At 71.7% G+C, this 15457-nt stretch carries 14 protein-coding genes; 8 read left to right on the top strand and 6 right to left on the bottom strand.

Going from position 1 to position 15457, the window contains the following annotated elements; genetic code table 11:
* Positions 1 to 33: 33 nt before the first annotated feature.
* Complete coding sequence (locus ACOOHE_RS07560) at positions 34 to 1212, bottom strand: lipocalin-like domain-containing protein (RefSeq protein ID WP_420457197.1); 1179 nt, start codon at positions 1210 to 1212, stop codon at positions 34 to 36.
* A gap of 162 nt (positions 1213 to 1374) precedes the next feature.
* Between ACOOHE_RS07560 and ACOOHE_RS07555 the strand changes: the two genes are divergently transcribed.
* Positions 1375 to 1791 (top strand): hypothetical protein, encoded by a 417-nt coding sequence (locus ACOOHE_RS07555; RefSeq protein WP_420457196.1) that lies wholly within the window; start codon positions 1375 to 1377, stop codon positions 1789 to 1791.
* Positions 1792 to 1920: 129 nt separating this feature from the next.
* Here the strand turns inward: ACOOHE_RS07555 and ACOOHE_RS07550 are convergent, their stop codons facing one another.
* From ACOOHE_RS07550 to ACOOHE_RS07530, 5 genes are all read right to left on the bottom strand, one after another.
* Positions 1921 to 2082 carry a type II toxin-antitoxin system RelE family toxin gene (locus ACOOHE_RS07550; protein ID WP_420457195.1) on the bottom strand — a complete coding sequence of 54 codons (162 nt, stop codon included), beginning with the start codon at positions 2080 to 2082 and terminating at the stop codon, positions 1921 to 1923.
* A gap of 522 nt (positions 2083 to 2604) precedes the next feature.
* The gene (locus tag ACOOHE_RS07545; RefSeq protein ID WP_420457194.1) at positions 2605 to 2991 is read right to left on the bottom strand and encodes a type II toxin-antitoxin system VapC family toxin; all 387 of its coding nucleotides are present in this window, start codon (positions 2989 to 2991) and stop codon (positions 2605 to 2607) included.
* Between the two features lie 433 nt (positions 2992 to 3424).
* Entirely contained in the window at positions 3425 to 4135 is a 711-nt protein-coding gene (locus tag ACOOHE_RS07540; protein ID WP_420457193.1) for a hypothetical protein, read from the bottom strand.
* Between the two features lie 208 nt (positions 4136 to 4343).
* Complete coding sequence (locus ACOOHE_RS07535) at positions 4344 to 6497, bottom strand: FG-GAP-like repeat-containing protein (protein WP_420457192.1); 2154 nt, start codon at positions 6495 to 6497, stop codon at positions 4344 to 4346.
* A 232-nt stretch (positions 6498 to 6729) separates the two neighbouring features.
* Positions 6730 to 8343 carry a YncE family protein gene (locus tag ACOOHE_RS07530; protein WP_420457191.1) on the bottom strand — a complete coding sequence of 538 codons (1614 nt, stop codon included), beginning with the start codon at positions 8341 to 8343 and terminating at the stop codon, positions 6730 to 6732.
* 546 nt (positions 8344 to 8889) lie between these two features.
* Between ACOOHE_RS07530 and ACOOHE_RS07525 the strand changes: the two genes are divergently transcribed.
* The 7 genes from ACOOHE_RS07525 to mreC all read left to right on the top strand — a co-directional run bounded on the left by ACOOHE_RS07525 (position 8890) and on the right by mreC (position 15412).
* Complete coding sequence (locus tag ACOOHE_RS07525; RefSeq protein ID WP_420457190.1) at positions 8890 to 9822, top strand: S66 peptidase family protein; 933 nt, start codon at positions 8890 to 8892, stop codon at positions 9820 to 9822.
* Entirely contained in the window at positions 9819 to 10091 is a 273-nt protein-coding gene (locus tag ACOOHE_RS07520; protein ID WP_420457189.1) for a SemiSWEET family sugar transporter, read from the top strand. The genes ACOOHE_RS07525 and ACOOHE_RS07520 overlap by 4 nt, the downstream gene beginning before the upstream one ends.
* 85 nt (positions 10092 to 10176) lie before the next feature.
* A complete protein-coding gene (gene purN / locus ACOOHE_RS07515; RefSeq protein ID WP_420457188.1) occupies positions 10177 to 10842 on the top strand; it encodes a phosphoribosylglycinamide formyltransferase in 666 nt (221 codons plus the stop codon).
* Complete coding sequence (purH, locus tag ACOOHE_RS07510) at positions 10842 to 12485, top strand: bifunctional phosphoribosylaminoimidazolecarboxamide formyltransferase/IMP cyclohydrolase (RefSeq protein WP_420457607.1); 1644 nt, start codon at positions 10842 to 10844, stop codon at positions 12483 to 12485. Before purN ends, purH begins: the two co-directional genes overlap by 1 nt.
* A gap of 451 nt (positions 12486 to 12936) precedes the next feature.
* Positions 12937 to 13947, top strand: a complete 1011-nt coding sequence (locus ACOOHE_RS07505) for a rod shape-determining protein (protein ID WP_420457187.1) — start codon at positions 12937 to 12939, stop codon at positions 13945 to 13947.
* A gap of 91 nt (positions 13948 to 14038) precedes the next feature.
* Positions 14039 to 14476 (top strand): four helix bundle protein, encoded by a 438-nt coding sequence (locus ACOOHE_RS07500; protein WP_420457186.1) that lies wholly within the window; start codon positions 14039 to 14041, stop codon positions 14474 to 14476.
* A 30-nt stretch (positions 14477 to 14506) separates the two neighbouring features.
* The gene (mreC, locus tag ACOOHE_RS07495) at positions 14507 to 15412 is read left to right on the top strand and encodes a rod shape-determining protein MreC (protein ID WP_420457185.1); all 906 of its coding nucleotides are present in this window, start codon (positions 14507 to 14509) and stop codon (positions 15410 to 15412) included.
* Positions 15413 to 15457: the final 45 nt, after the last annotated feature.

Below are 15457 nucleotides of genomic sequence, written 5' to 3'. Positions count from 1 at the left end.
GGTAACGAGCCGGGCCGGCCGGCTCGCGCCTCGTCACGGGGTCGGCGTCGGGCGGGCGGAGCCGTCGAGCCCGTCGGCGTAGCCGGTCATCTCCAAGAACCCGATGCCGGGCGCCGTGCCCGTCACGTCGACGGCGCCCTCCCAGTAGCGGATGGTCGCGTCGAGCTCCTGGGCCTCGAACGCCGCCGACACCTCGACGTCGATGCCCGCTCGGGGCACGCGCAGGCGCCAGCGCGTCGGGTAGCGGCCACCGCGGGGGCTCTCCCACGTCGCCAGCGGGTCGAGCGAGAAGTCGGCGGCGCCGAGCCGCGTCTTGGTCCCGTCGGCGGCGACGAGCGAGCCCTCGGAGAGCGGGTCCTTCGAGCCGTCCGCGCGGCGGAGCTGGTAGAGCATGAGGTCGCGGCCGTCGTCGAGGTGGAGCGCGAACCAGTCCCACCCGACCTGCCCCGCGCCCAACGCCGACGTGGACCACTCGCGGTCGAGCCAGGTCAGCCCCTCGACCGGGACGGCCTCCCCGTCGGGCCGACCGTCGGCCCCGGGCAGCGTGACCGTGCCGGTCGTCGCCATCCGGGTCTGGGCGTAGTAGTAGCTCGCGTTGCCGGCCCCGACGCCCTTCTGGCTCAGCCCGCGGTCGCCCTGGAGCACGACCGGCTTGAGCGGCCGGGCCGTCAGGTCGAACGCCGCGCCCTCGGCGCTCCCCTGCAAGCGGAGCCCCACGGCGCCGCTCGCGTCGCCGACCGACTCCAGGCGGACCGGGCCGAGGTAGGCGGCGACCGGTTCGGCCGAGGCGCCCGCCAGCCCGGCGGCCCCGCGCGCGAACCGCTCCTGGTCGTAGAACCGCTCTGCCGCCACGTCGCCGATGGCCACGTGCGCCATGTAGAGCTGGTCCGTCGCCCACCCCGAGGCCCGCTCGGCGCCGGCCGTGTCGGGCGCGAGTGCCGACCGGAAGACGGTGAATTGGACGCCGAACCGCCGGCCCGTCCCGTCGGTCGCGCGGACGTTGCCGGTCACGTACCACCACTCGGCCTTGAACCCCGGGTGCGGCCCGTGGTCGGCCGGGAAGACGAAGGCGCGGACACGCTCGGCCCGGTCGTAGCCGGTCGTGTCGCCCGACATGGCTTGGGCGACGGACACGCTCGCGCCGACGGGCGCGCGGGCGTCGTCGCACGCGGCGAGGGCGAGCGCGCAGAGACAGGCGAGGACGAGGCGCACGGCGGTCGGGGGCGGTGTCGAGGTCAACGTCGCCGGGGACGCGCGCGGTTCGCCGGAGGCCGACCTGCGCCCAAGCTTCGCGCGCCCGCGACCGCGGGCCGCCCGCGACAACCTGACGGCGGGTCCGGCGTAGACTGAGGCTCCCCCTCAGGACCACCCGCCATGCGCACGCTCCTCCTCCTCCTGCTCGTCATCGTCATCTTCGGCGTCCTGCTCGCGACGCAGGACGCCAACCTGACCAACGAGGTCCGCCTCGCCCTCCCCTTCGTCGACGCCGACTGGACCGGGCCGGTCTTGTGGATGATCGGCGGGTGGTTCGGGGCCGGGCTCCTGCTCGGCTACCTCGCCGCGCTCCCCGGCCGGCTCGGCGCGTCGATGCGCGCCCGCAAGGTCGAGAAGGAGCTGACCCAGACGTCGGTCGAGCGGTCGAAGGCCATCAGCCACCTCAACGAGCCCGCCCCGCCGGCACCGGCCCGGCGCCCGGCCACGACCGAGGCCGACGAGATGCAGCGCCTGGCCGACGAGGTCGCCCGGCGGACGGAGACCGTCCATCGCGACAACCCGCCGCCGGCCGTCTGACGGCGCTCCCCGCGGCGGGGACGCTGATCCACCTCCGCCGGAAGCACTGGGTTGATCGTCAGGCGTCAGTCGCTGGCAGACCGCCTTCGGCGCGGCACCGTCGAACGGGAGGATCTTAGGGCACCGGCCCTATCGGTACACGTCTCGCCGGTTCCCGACCTTGACAACGAGCACCCCGTCGGCGACCGTGTGGACGATCCGGCACTCGCCCTGCCGGACGCGCTCGGCCTCTTGGCCCGGGAGCTCTGTGCAACCGGGCGGGCGTGGGTCGTCGCCGCCGATCCGGTCCACGACGCGCTGCCGGCCTTCTTCCGGCGGATCGCCTGGACCTCCTTCGCGGCGCTCCGCTTGACTCCGATCCAGTTCCGCTCTGGCATCAGATGGCGCCCCCGGCCCTCAGGTCGCGGACGAACGACTCAAATGAGACTGTGGGCTCGCTCGAGCGGGCGCCGACCGCGGCGAGCTCCTCGGCGTCCTCCACCAGCAGCGCGCGGACGGCTTCGTTGACGATGTCGGAGGATGGACCGCTCGGTCTCGGCAGCCTTGAGGCGGAGCGCCGAGTCGAAGTAGACGGTGGCTCTCTTCGGGCTAGCGATAGGCATGATGCTCAAGGGACGTTATAGCATCAATAGGTCCCGTGCTAGCATGAAGTTTCGAGAAGCGCGCGAATAGACGGCCGATCAGCCGCATAGGGCAACGACCGCGAGGTTGGTTCGTGGCAACATAGACGCCGGAGCCAGAGCGGAGCAAGGACGCCGGAGCCCTGTGTCGGCCTGCAGCGGCGGGTTCTGTGGCCCGGGCTAGATACCCCGCTCACGCCACCGTCTCGACATGCTCGTAGGCGAGAATCTTCCGGTCCGACGTCATCACCCGGCACCCGTGCGCCCGCGCCGTCGCTACGATGATCTGGTCTGCCGGGTCCCGGTGGAACGTGCCAGGGAGCGTGGTCGAGCACACGGCCACTTCCGGCGAGAGCGGGAGGCGCCGGACGCCCGGGTACGCCAGCGCCGCACGGAGCCAGTCGAGGACCGGGCGGTCGAGCACAAGCCGGCCGAGTTCGACCAGCTTCGCCACCTCCCAGCACGAGATCGCGCTCACGCCGAGGTCGCTCGCCTGCTCGATTGCGGCCCGCTGGGTCTCCGTCAGACGGTCGTCCCCGTTCACCCACCACACCCACACGTGCGTGTCGAAGATGATCACGCGGCCTCCCAGTCGTCGGCGCTGGCGGCTGGGCCGAACGGGTCGTCGTACCGGCGCACGCTGCCCCGGAGCGGGGCGGGGCCAGCAGCTTCAGCCCCCCGGCGAGGGCGGGGAAGGACGATGACCTCCACCTCCTCGCCCTCAGGGAACGGGAGGCCCCGGACGGTCACGGAGCCGTCGCCGGAGACGGTCGTGTCAGTGCGGTGGGCTTGCACAGGCTGTCGGGATGGTCTGGGTCTTGAACCCCCTACCACGCCGCGGGTTGCCGCCGTGGGTGCGAGGCCACAGAACAGAGGGCCGCTCACCCGCGCAGGGCGAGCAGCACGGCGTTTGAACGAAGCTACGGAAGCGCAGGCGTTTGGACGAGCCGAAAACGCTCGCGCCCTGCGTCGGCGTGCAGCGGCGGGTTAGCCAGCCGTGGCAATGAGTCAAGTTAGAACAGACTTGCTAACTCTGCCGGGATTGATGAACAGACGATTCCTATAAGAAGCCACACGAGGCCAATCGTTTCAAGTTTAAGACCTCCCACTGTGAGTTCCTCCAACTGGATCCTCAGTTTATCTGTCTGCTCTTGCCGCTCTCTCCTCTCCTTCGAGAGTTGGTCCCGCACTGCGGATATCGACTGATTGAGGCGCCGGCTTGTGTCTGAAAAGTCTGATCTGAGCTCCTTGTATCTATCCTCAAGGTACTTCAGCCGCTCCTCAACAGGCGCATCTTCTCGCAGACCCTGTATGATGCGGCCTGAAGCCGCCGACGTAGATGAAGCTGCTCCAGAGAGGTTTATTGTTCCAGTGATCGGTTGCTTAAGGGCGCCCCGTAGTTGCTTGAGCCACGAAGCGGCTTCGCTGAATACCGAGGGGCGACCGAAGAGCTTTCGGGTCTCACTCAAGCCCACGGCTACATTCAACACACCGAGCAGTTCGAGAAGGAAACCGGTATAACGGATCTGGTCTTCGAGCTTATCGGCTAGGAAGTATGATGCTACCCAAGCGCCGATAAGCCCTAGCAGAGTCAACCAAAACGGCCACCCCCTCTTCAGCACTCTGAAGAAGTTCCGGACCCGCTGAAGGTATCTCTTCTCTCGCCACCACTCCCGGCCCGACCTAAAGCTCCTGCTTACGACCTGACTTGCATGCTTTAACACATCGAGGAAGGAGTGAGCTACGAGGGGTGGGAGGCTGGCTAACCAGTACTTCTGCGTTTGGTAGGGCTACCAGATCCAGAGACCCGTCTCCGAATGTAGTGACCGTTGCCAGATCTAGTGACGCCGCCCCTCCCCCCTCCTCCCGCTCCACCCTGACGAACCCGTCGGAGACAGGGCCCATCCCCAACGCCCGAACGCGCTCCTCGGCTCAGCGGACCCGTGTAAACGCGACCGTCTGCTCGCCCCCCATCGTCTCCAGGTGCGCGAGGTAGACGCCCGACGCCGCCGGCCGGCCGTCACTCGCGGTCCCGTCCCACACGCCGACGCCCCCCGCCATCGGCACGTCGGCGACGCGGCGGCCCTGCACGTCGAACACGACGACGGCGCCCGCCTCGGCTTGCGCGCGAAACGCCACGGCGCCGGTCGACGGGTTGGGCACCACGCGGAGGCCGAGGTCGGGAGCCGGCGCGGGCTCGGCCCACGTGCCGCCAGCGGCCCGCCAGAACAGGAACCCGCCGGCCGAGGTGCCGGCCACGACCTCGGGCCGGCCGTCGCCGTCTAGGTCGCCGACGGCCGGCGTCGTCCGCCGCCGCCCGGACGGGATCGGCTCGGACGGTGCGAACTGGGGCGCCGTCGGCGTGCCGACGTTCTGGAAGGTCAGGACCGCGCCCTCGGCCGTACCCAGGAGCAGGTCGAGGTCGCCGTCGCCGTCGAGGTCCGCGAGCGCGGGGGCCGCGTCGCCGCCGACCCGGTCGGGGATGCCGATGGCGGCCTGGAACGCGGCGTCCTCGTCGGACGGGGCGCCATTCGGCGCGGTCCCGAACACCGGCAGCGCCGTCGTCCCCTGGTTGCGGTAGAGGCGGACGCGCCCGCTGGAGCCGCCGCCCAACAGGTCGAGGTCGCCGTCGCCGTCGAGGTCCGCAAGCGCGCCCCGGGCGTACTGGCCCGTGTCGACGCCCTGGAAGCGGTCGTCGACGCGCTCGTAGGCCGGCGCCGACGCCGTGCCCGTGTTGCGCAGGAACGCGAACCGCCCGTTGAACCCGCCGACCAGCAGGTCGAGGTCGCCGTCGCCGTCGAGGTCGCCGAAGACCGGAGCGTAGGCGCCGTAGTCGTACGCCAGCCCGAGCCAGTCGGCGTCCGCCAGCCGGAACGACGGCACCGCCGCCGTGCCGACGTTCTCGTAGCGGACCAGGTTGGCGCGCGACGTGTCGTCGGGGTCGACCTCGTTGGCGAGGACCAGGTCGAGGTCGCCGTCGGCGTCGAGGTCGGCGAGGGCGGCCGTCGAGCGGGAGCCGAGGTCGAGCGACTCGATGAGCCGGTCGGTCACGAGTTGGAGGTCCGGCGCCGAGGGCGTGCCGGCGTTCTCGAACGCGATCAGGTTCGAGACGGCCGTCTGCGATTGGAAGCACAGCCCGCGCTGGACGCCGACGACCAGGTCGAGGTCGCCGTCGCCGTCGGTGTCGCCGTAGGTCGGCGCGTTGTAGCCGCCCGAGGTCAGCGGCTGGCCCACGGGGAACCGCTCGGACGCGAGCGTGAGCACGGGCTCGGTCTCGGTCCCCTCGTTGAGGAAGTAGAACAGGCTCGGCGCGAAAAAGTCACCCCAGAACAGCTCCGGCGCGCCGTCGGCGTTGAGGTCGGCCAGGGCGATGGCGTTCGCCCCGTGCATCGACCCGCGCTCGGGCACGACGGGGACCGTCCGGCCGGACTCCGTCCGCTGGCACTGCGGGTTCTCCTCGTAGATGACGATGTCCTGGTAGCGGTCCGTGACGAACGAGAACACGGGCACGCCGTCGGCGTCGAGGCCCTGGTGCTCGTACGTCGTGATGGTCCCGACGTCGGCCTTGCCGGCGAACAGGTCGGGGTCGCCGTCGCCGTCGAGGTCGCCGAGGGCCGGGATCGACGAGTCCTCGACGTTGACCGGCTCGCCGGCCGCGTCGCGCAGGAGGTCGGCGCCGACCTCGAAGGCGGCCTGCTGCGGCGTCCCCACGTTGCGCCAGTAGCGGACGCGGCCCGGGTCGCCGCGCGTCAAGAGGTCGAGGTCGCCGTCGCCGTCGAGGTCACCGAAGGTGGACCAGTTGCCGGGCTCGATCCCGCCCAACCGGTCCGTCTGCCAGACCCACTCGTCCCCGTCGCGCCGGAACACCTGGAGGCCGGCGCCGCCCACGTTCACGACCAGGTCCGCGTCGCCGTCCGCGTCGATGTCGACGAGCGCGGGGCGCGGCTCGAAGAAACCGCCCGTGAACGGGATCGGCACGTCCGCACCGTCGGCGGTGATGGGGAACGGCGTCGCCTCGCGCGTGAACGTCTGGGCCGCCAGCGGGGCGCAGGCGACGGCGAGGAGGGCGAGGGGGAGGAGTCGCATGGAGATCGGCGAGGCGGGCAAGGTCAGTGGGGCGGACGGAGGGGCGGGGTGAGCGAACACCCGAACCCCCCGCTTTCCGGCAGGTCGCGGAGCCTGTCCTGAGCGGAGCCGGAGGGCTCCCGGCTCGGAAAGCTGGCTGCGCCGACGCTACGCGGTGTCCCCCTTGAAGGGGGACCGTCCGGGCGCCCGTTGACCGGAGCGTGGGGCGGGCGGACGGGGGGTCCGGATCGAGCTACATGTCGCCGTGGTCCATGCCCCCGTGATCCATCCGGCCGTGGTCCATCTCGTGGCCCCTGCCGCCGTGGAGCATCACCGGCTCGAGCCCCGACGGGTACGCCCCGAGCTGGATCACGCCCAGCACCTCGCCGGTCGGCGAGAACGCGGCGACGTTGCCGAACGCCTCCGGCCCGAGCGGCTCGCGGTCCCCGTCGCCCGGCGGCATGAACAGGAACGGCGGCGTCCAAGCGCCGTCGAGGTTGGACGAGGTGACGAAAAAGCGCGAGCCGTCATGCGCCGGCGCCGGGCTGTGGGGCTGGCTCAGCGGGCCGCTCGGAGCGCTCGCCTCGACCGTCCGGACGAGGTCGCGGGTGGCCGCGTCCAAAATGGTGACCGCGTCGCCGCGCTGGTCCGGGATCAGGAGCGCCGAGCCGTCGTGGTTGGCGTGGGCGTGGTACGGACCGTTGCCGGCCGGCGCCGCGCCGTCGAACGTGAGCGTGCCGTCCTCGGCGAGCGTCAGGAACAGGACCTCGTCGGTCGAGCGCGACGTCAACGTGACCGTGTACGGGTAGCCGGTCATCGGCATGTCGCCCATGTCCATCCCGGCGTGGTGGGCGCCCAGGATGCTGAAGTGGATAAACTCGCGCGGCGCCCCGTCGGCCGGGATCGACAGGAGCGAGACGTCGCCGGTCTCGGCGTCGTAGACGAGCGCGCGGCTGGCGGACTGCGTCCCCGTCAGCTCGGCCGTGATGGCGTAGCGGCCGTCGGGCGTCGCCGCCATCGCGTGCGGCACGTTGAACGGCGTGTCGATGGTCTCGATCTCCATCGTCTCGCGGTCCAGGATGCCGAACCCGTTCGCCAGCGGGTCCGACAGCGTCGACCGGCCGACGAACAGCCGGTCCGACGACGGGTCGAGCGACATCATCCCGGGCGTCGCGAACACACCCGGCTCGGTCCGCGCGAGCAGCACCTCGCTCGGGTCGAGCGACAGGTCCAGGCTGACCTTGGCGACGACGCCGGCCGAGACGAGCGAGACGTAGGCCACGCTCCCGTCGGCCTCGAAGGCGAAGTGGTGCGGGCCGTAGGGCGCGCTCGGGATGCCGAGCTCGTCGAAGTCGATCCGCCGGATGAGCCGCAGCGTCTCGGCGTCGACGATCGCCACGTGGTTCTCGCCCTGGACGCCGGCCAGCATCACGTGGTGGGCGTCGGCGAACGGGACCGTGTCGCCGTCCCGAGCGCCGGTTTCGATCCAGCGGTCGAGGTAGCGGACCTCGTCGGGCTCCAGGTTTCGCAGGTTCGGGAACGGAATCTCGGCCGTCGCTGGCAGGTCGCGGACGAACCGGAGCATCAGGCTCCCCTCGGCGTCGAACGGGACGACGAACCCGCTCGGGCCGGCCATCACGACGTCCATCAGCTCGTAGTCGGCCGGATCGCCGGTGCCGCCGGCCGTCGGCGCGAGCACGTGGCGGGCGGCGAGGAGCGGGCGGACGTACTCGTCGTAGTCGAGCGACGCGACGGCGTCGTAGTCGACGGTCGAGGGGTCGAACCCGTCGCGCGGGTCGATGGCGTTGCTCGCCGTGTCGCACCCAGCGAGCGCGAGGACGAGGAGGGCGGGGAGCAGGCGGGACATGGGGGAGTCGTCGGGGGAGGGTCGAACGCGGGGGCTCGGGGCCGGTTCAAGGCAGGAGCGCGCCGGCGCCAGGCGACAACGGCCTACACGCGGAAGCCGTGCCGGGCGCCTGGGGTGAGCCATGCTAGGGGCGACCCATGCTAGCCAGACCCCCCGCTCTCCGGCCGGTCGCTGCGCTCCCAGGCTCGGAACGTTGTCCCCCTTCAAGGGCAGGGTCGTTAAGTTCTGCTCGCCTCTCGCAATCGACTCCGTAAAACCAATAGTCATCCCCGCGCAGGCGGGGACCCATACGGTCCTGCTCGTGGGCGGAGCGCCGCATGGATTCCCGCGTGCGCGGGAATGACTCGTGTTGTTTGAGTGGTCGAAAAAGAACTTAACAGCCCTGCCCTTCAAGGGGGACGTCCGTCCGTTGAGCGGAGCGATGGGCGGGCGGACGGGGGGTTCGGGCCGGAGATCCGTAGCGTGCCGTCGCCCTGGCCGCCCTCCCGGAAGGTCGCGCGCCGGGCCGCGGTCCGCCGGTAGCTTGCGGCGCCCCCTCCGGTCGCCGTGCCTCTCCCCCGCCCCCTCGCCCCGACCGGCCGCGTCGCCGTGGTCGCCCCGGCGTCGGCCCCGCTCGACCCGGCCGACGCCCACGCGGGGCTGTCGGTGCTCCGCGAGCGTGGCCTGCGGGTCGAGACCGCCGACCCGGCTGGCGGCCCTGCGGCCTACCTCGCCGGGACCGACGACGCCCGCGTGGCGGCCCTCAACGCGGCCCTGGCCCGGGACGACCTCGACGCGCTCGTGTGCGTCCGCGGCGGCTACGGCGTGCTCCGCATCTTGGACCGCGTCGACTACGCGGCGGCACGCGCCCACCCCAAGCTGGTCGTCGGTTATTCCGACGTGACGGCGCTCCACCTCGCGCTGTGGAAGGAGGCCGGCCTGCCCGGCGTCTCCGGCCCGATGGTCGCCTCCGACTGGGGCGTCGGCCTCGACGCCGAGACCGAGGCCGACTTCTGGCGCGTCGTCGGCGGCGACGCGGGCTACGACGTGCGCGGGCCCGGCGGCGAGGCGCTGACGCCGCTGGCCCCAGGCGAGGCCGAGGGCGTCCTGCTCGGCGGCAACTTGGCGCTGGTTACGGCGCTCCTCGGCACGCCCTTCCTGCCCGACCTGACCGGCGCGATCCTGTTCGTGGAGGACGTCGGCGAGGCGCCGTACCGGATCGACGGGATGCTGGCGCGGCTCCGGCTGGCCGGCGTGCTCGGGCGGCTGGGCGGACTCGTGTTCGGGATGTTCACCGGCGCCGACGTCGCCCCCGGCCGGCCGACGTTCTCGGTCGACGAGGTGCTGGCGCACTACGCGCCGTCCGTCGGCGGCCCCGTCGCGTCCGGGCTCGTCTACGGCCACGTCCCGCGCAAGAGCACGCTGCCTGTCGGCGTCCGCGCCCGGCTGACGTGCGGGGCGGAGGCGCGGCTCCACGTGCTCGACCCGGTGGCGGCATGACCGGAACGACGCTCTTGGGGCTCGCCGCCGCCGCGTGCACGACGGCCTCGTTCGTGCCCCAGGTGGTCAAGGCGTGGCGCTCGGGCTCGTCGGCCGACCTCTCACTCGGGATGTACGGCCTGTTCACGGTCGGGATCGTGCTGTGGCTCGCGTACGGCATCCTCCTCTCGGACGTCCCGATCATCGTGGCGAACGTGGTCACGCTGGTGCTCGTCGCGTCCATCCTGGTCCACATCGTCCGCTACCGCAGACGGGAGGGTGGAGGGTAGAGGATGGAGAGCGGCTGCCGATCCCCGCGCCGATGTCCACTTTCCATTCTCCACCCTCTCCCCTCCGCCCTTCACCCTCTCCCCGATGCGTCTCGCCCTCTTCGCCTCCGGCGGCGGCTCGAACGTCGGCGCGATCCTCGACGCCGTCGACGCGGGGACGCTCCGGGCCGAGCCCGTGCTGCTCGTCAGCGACCGGCCCGGCGTCGGAGCCCTCGCCCGTGCCGAGGCGCGCGAGATCCCGACCGAGGTGATCGCTCCGCTCGGCGACGACGGGCGCTTTGCCCAGGCCCTGCTCGACGCGCTCGCCCGCCAGGAGGCCGACGCGGTCGCGCTCGCGGGCTACCTCCGCAAGATCCCCGCGCCCGTCGTCTGGGCGTTCCGCCACCGGATCGTGAACGTTCACCCGTCGCTGCTGCCGGCGTTCGGCGGGGCCGGGTGGTACGGCCGGCGCGTCCACCAGGGCGTGCTCGACGCCGGCTGCCAGGTGTCCGGCGCGACGGTCCACCTGGTCGACGACGAGTTCGACACCGGGCCCATCGTGTGGCAGGAGGCCGTCCGCGTGGCGCCCGACGACACGGCCGAGACGCTGGCGGCGCGCGTGCTGGCCGTCGAGCACCGGATCTTCCCCCACGCCCTCGCGCTCCTGGCCGACGGCCGCTTGCGCGTCGACGGCCGCCGCGTTTCCGTCGTCGGCGCCGACCGTCCGAACCCCGCCATCCCCTCCCCCGCTCCCCACGCCCCGCTCCCGTGATCTCTGCCAAGGACCTGCCCGCCCCCGACGACCGCTATCCCGTCCGCCGCGCCCTGCTCTCCGTGAGCGACAAGGCCGGCCTGGCCGACTTTGGCCGCCGCCTGGACGCGCTCGGCGTCGAGCTGCTCTCGACCGGCGGGACGGCGCGGGCCCTCCGCGAGGCCGGCGTGCCCGTGACCGACGTGGCCGCCGTGACCGGCTTCCCGGAGATCTTGGACGGACGTGTCAAGAGCCTGCACCCGGCCATCCACGGCGGCATCCTGGCGCGGCGGACCGACCCGGACGACCTGAACCAGCTCCGGGAGCACGGGATCGGGACCATCGACCTGGTCGCCGTCAACCTGTACCCGTTCCGCCAGGCCACGGCCGGCGGGGCGACCGACGCGGTCGCGGCCGAGAACGTCGACATCGGCGGGCCGGGGATGCTCCGGGCGGCGGCCAAGAACTTCGCCTTCGTCGCCGCCGTCGTCGACCCGGCCGACTACGGCGCCGTCGCCGACGAGCTCGACGCCCACGACGGCACGCTCTCGATGGCGACGCGCCGCCGGTTGGCGGCGACGGCCTTCGCCCACACGGCCGACTACGACACGGCCATCGCCGCGTTCTTCGCGGGCGACGGGGAGGACGGGCACCCCGCCGCGTCGCCCCTACCGAGTGCGGAGGGCCGCCAGGAAGGAGGCGACACCGAGGCCGACGCGATGCCGGCCACCTTCACCGTCGACCTCCCCAAGGCCGACGACCTCCGCTACGGAGAGAACCCGCACCAGCGGGCCGCGCTCTATGGGGACGCCTCGGATCGCTACGAGGTGCTGTGGGGCAAAGCGTTGTCGTTCAACAACCTCATCGACCTGACGGCCGCGCTCGACCTGGTCGCCGAGTTCGGCGGCGGGCCACCGACGGTCGCCATCCTGAAGCACACGAACCCGTGCGGCGTCGGTCAGGCGAAGAGTCTGGAGGCGGCCTACCACAAGGCGTTCGCGACCGACCGCCAGTCGCCGTTCGGGGGGATCGTCGTCGTGAACCGGCCGCTCGACCGGGCGACGGCCCAAGCCATCGACGCGGTGTTTACGGAGATCATCATCGCGCCGGCCTTCGAGGACGGCGTGCTCGACTTTTTGCAGCAGAAGGCGAACCGCCGCTTGGTCCGCGCCGACCTCGCGCCGGCCCGGACCCAGTGGAACGTCCGCAGCACGGCCGGCGGGCTCCTCGTCCAGGACCCCGACGCGCCGCTCGCCGCCGACGTGGGCGAGCAGTGGACGGTCCCGACCGAGCGCCGGCCGACCGAGCGCGAGTGGGCCGACCTCGACTTCGCGTGGCGCGTCTGCAAGCACGTCAAGTCGAACGCCATCGTCTACGCCCGGGACGGGGCGACGCTCGGGATCGGGGCCGGGCAGATGAGCCGGATCGACGCGAGCGAGATCGCCGTCGCGAAGGGGGCCAAGTCGGGCTTGGACTTCGACGGCTGCGTCGTCGCCTCGGACGCCTTCTTCCCGTTCGCCGACGGCCTGGAGGCCGCGGCCGAGGCCGGCGCGACGGCCGCCGTCCAGCCCGGCGGGTCGGTCCGCGACGACGAGGTGATCGCGGCGGCCGACGCCCGGGGCGTGGCCATGGCGTTCACGGGCCGCCGCCACTTCCGGCACTAGCGAGGAGTCAGGCATGAGGAATCAGGGGTCGGATGTCGTTCCTAACCCACGCTGCGCCTCTGGTCTTCGGGTCCATCAGGACCGAGGGCCGGGGACGGAAGACCGCCTGAGACTCGTCAGGGAAGCCGGTCCCCGGTCCTCCGTCTCCGGTCCTCCAGCCTCTTCCAGTTCAGGCGCAACTCGGGTTTCCTATGCCTTGCCGTACCTGATTCCTGATTCCCATCCCCTGATTCCTCAGCCCACTAACCCCCGACTGCGGCGCCCCAGGGGCCGGTTCCTCCCGGAAAAATCAAGCCGCCGCCGCCGGGACCGGCCGGGGGGCCGGGTTAGCTTGGCGTCCCGCGTGTGACGCACCCGTCGGGCTTCCTGGACGGCGGGAGGTCGGGGCCCTCCACGCGCTCCCTCTGCCTCCGACGGGCGTCCGCGCGCCCTCCCCGATCCCACCCGACCTGTGCTCAACCCGTTCTCGGTCGACGTCGCCATCGACCTCGGCACCGCCAACACGCTCATCCACGTCCGCGACAAGGGGATCGTGCTCAACGAGCCGTCCATCGTCGCCATCGACCGGCGGTCGGGCAAGCCGGTCGCCATCGGGCAGGAGGCGCTGATGATGCACGAGCGGACGCACAAGGACATCGAGACGATCCGGCCGCTCAACGACGGCGTCATCGCCGACTTCTCGGTCGCCGACGCGCTCATCCGCGGGTTCATCCGCCGGATCAAGCCGGGCTGGATGACGTCGATCGGGCGGATGGTGATCTGCGTGCCGAGCGGCATCACCGAGGTCGAGCGCCGGGCCGTCAAGGACGCGGCCCAGAACGCCGGCGCCCGCCAGGTCATGCTGATCGACGAGCCGATGGCGGCGGCCATCGGGATCGGGCTGAACGTCCAGGAGCCCGTCGGCAACATGATCGTCGACATCGGGGGCGGGACGACCGAGATCGCGGTCATCGCGCTCAACGGGATCGTCGTCGACGAGTCGATCCGCGTCGGCGGCAACGAGCTCGACGAGGCCGTGATGCAGTACTTCAAGAAGCACCACAACCTCCTTATCGGGAGCCGGACGGCCGAGCGAATCAAGTGCGAGATCGGGAGCGCCCAGAAGCTCGACCCCGAGCTCGAGCTCTCGGTCAAGGGTCGGGACCTCGTCACCGGCGTGCCCAAGACGCGCGTCGTGTCGTCGGAGGACGTCCGCGAGGCGCTCCGCCCGTCGGTCAACCAGATCGCCGCGGCCGTCGTCCGCGCCCTCGAGCGGACGCCGCCGGAGCTCGGCGGCGACGTGCTCGAGCGCGGCATCATGCTGACCGGCGGCGGCGCACTTCTCAAGGGCCTCGACGAGTACCTCCGCGAGCGGACCGAGCTCCCCGTCTTCAGCGCCGACGACCCGCTGACGGCCGTGGTCCGCGGCACGGGCTCGGTCCTGGAGGACATCGACAGCTACATGCCGGTGCTGAGCGCGTGAGGCGTGAGCGGTGAGGCGTGAGCGGTGAGCGGTGAGCGAGGTAGACCGAGGGCGCTCCCGGGTCTATTGTGCCCTGCGACCTTTCCTCGACATGCGCGATTTTCGAACGCTCCAAGTCTGGCAGAAGGCCCACGCCTGCACGTTGGCCGTCTACGACGCCACACGGGACTTCCCCTCCTCCGAGCGCTTTAACCTGACGGACCAGCTTCGGCGGTCGGCCGTCTCGGTTCCGTCGAACATCGCCGAGGGTTGTGGCCGGCACTCGGACGCCGATCAGGCTCGGTTCGTCCAAATCGCGGTCGGCTCGGCGACGGAGATGGACTACCAGCTGCTGCTCGCGAGGGACCTGGGCTACCTGAGTCCCGAGCGGTATCAGGCTCTGTCCTCACAGGCGGAGGAGGTCCGCCGGATGCTGATTGGATTTCTAAAGAGGCTCCGTCACGGGGAGAACCTGTACGCCTCACCGCTCAAGGCTCGCCGCTCACGCCTCACCGCTCGCGCTCCGAACCCCCGTCGCCGTCGCGAGTAGGCACGCCCCCCACCCTCTCCCTTCCGCCGGATGGCCCTCGCCCAGCAGGTCTGGGAGCGCTCGCGCGACTACGTCGTGTTCGGGGCGCTCCTGCTGATCGGAGTCGTGATCTTCGTGAGCCGGAACGGGCCGGCGCTCCGGGCCGCCCGGGCGGCGAGCCTGGCGATCACCGCGCCCGTCGAGAGCGTGTTCGCCCGGGCCGACCGGTTCCGCCAGTCGCTGGCCGAGAACGAGCAGCTCCGCGCCGAGACCGCCGACCTGGCCGCCGACGTGGCCCGGCTGCGCGAGGCGTCGGCCGAGAACGCCCAACTCCGGGCGCTCTTGCAGTTCGAGGACACCACGAACGTCCGCCGCGTCGTCGGGCGCGTCGTGGCGAAGGACATCACGGAGCAGACGAACCTGATGACGATCGATGTCGGGTCGCGCGACTCGGTCGAGGTCGGGATGCCGGTGATCAACGAGCGGGGGATCGTCGGGCGCGTCGTGCTGACGAGCGACCGGTACGCGGTCGTGATGCCGCACCAGAACACCCAGTTCCGGGTCCCCGCGTCGATCGAGGCGCTGGGCCGCGAGGGCGTCGTCCGGTGGGACGGGGCCTCGTTCGACCGGCTGACGATGGAGTACGTGGTCAAGACGGAGCCGGTCGAGCCCGGGATGCTGGTCGTCACGAGCCCGTTCTCGGGCGTGTTCCCCGCCGGCATCCCCGTCGGCCGCGTCGACACGGCGTACGCGGCGGCCGGCCGGAACGACTACGTGATCCACCTGGAGCCGGCCGCGCCCATCTCGGAGGTCGGCTACGTCTACGTGCTGCTGACGCGGCCCGACCCCGAGCAGGCCATCCTGGAGGCCGCCGCCCGCGACTCGCTCGGGATCGAGCGCCAGCAGGCCGAGCTCGAAGCTCGCCTCCAGGCGACGACGCCGGCCGACGACGAGTAGCGCCGGCGCCGGCCCGCTTTTTGTGCCGCCGGGTGCGTTCGGGCG

The organism is Rubrivirga sp., from assembly GCF_965213695.1.
Taxonomy (GTDB): Bacteria; Bacteroidota; Rhodothermia; order Rhodothermales; family Rubricoccaceae; genus Rubrivirga.
This window is presented reverse-complemented; position numbering and strand designations above follow the sequence as displayed.

Coding starts and splice junctions, on each gene's coding strand:
- ACOOHE_RS07555 (WP_420457196.1), top strand. CDS start 1,375: ATGCGCACGCTCCTCCTCCTCCTGCTCGTCATCGTCATCTTCGGCGTC.
- ACOOHE_RS07535 (WP_420457192.1), bottom strand. CDS start 6,497: ATGCGACTCCTCCCCCTCGCCCTCCTCGCCGTCGCCTGCGCCCCGCTG.
- ACOOHE_RS07530 (WP_420457191.1), bottom strand. CDS start 8,343: ATGTCCCGCCTGCTCCCCGCCCTCCTCGTCCTCGCGCTCGCTGGGTGC.
- ACOOHE_RS07520 (WP_420457189.1), top strand. CDS start 9,819: ATGACCGGAACGACGCTCTTGGGGCTCGCCGCCGCCGCGTGCACGACG.
- purN (WP_420457188.1), top strand. CDS start 10,177: ATGCGTCTCGCCCTCTTCGCCTCCGGCGGCGGCTCGAACGTCGGCGCG.
- ACOOHE_RS07500 (WP_420457186.1), top strand. CDS start 14,039: ATGCGCGATTTTCGAACGCTCCAAGTCTGGCAGAAGGCCCACGCCTGC.
- mreC (WP_420457185.1), top strand. CDS start 14,507: ATGGCCCTCGCCCAGCAGGTCTGGGAGCGCTCGCGCGACTACGTCGTG.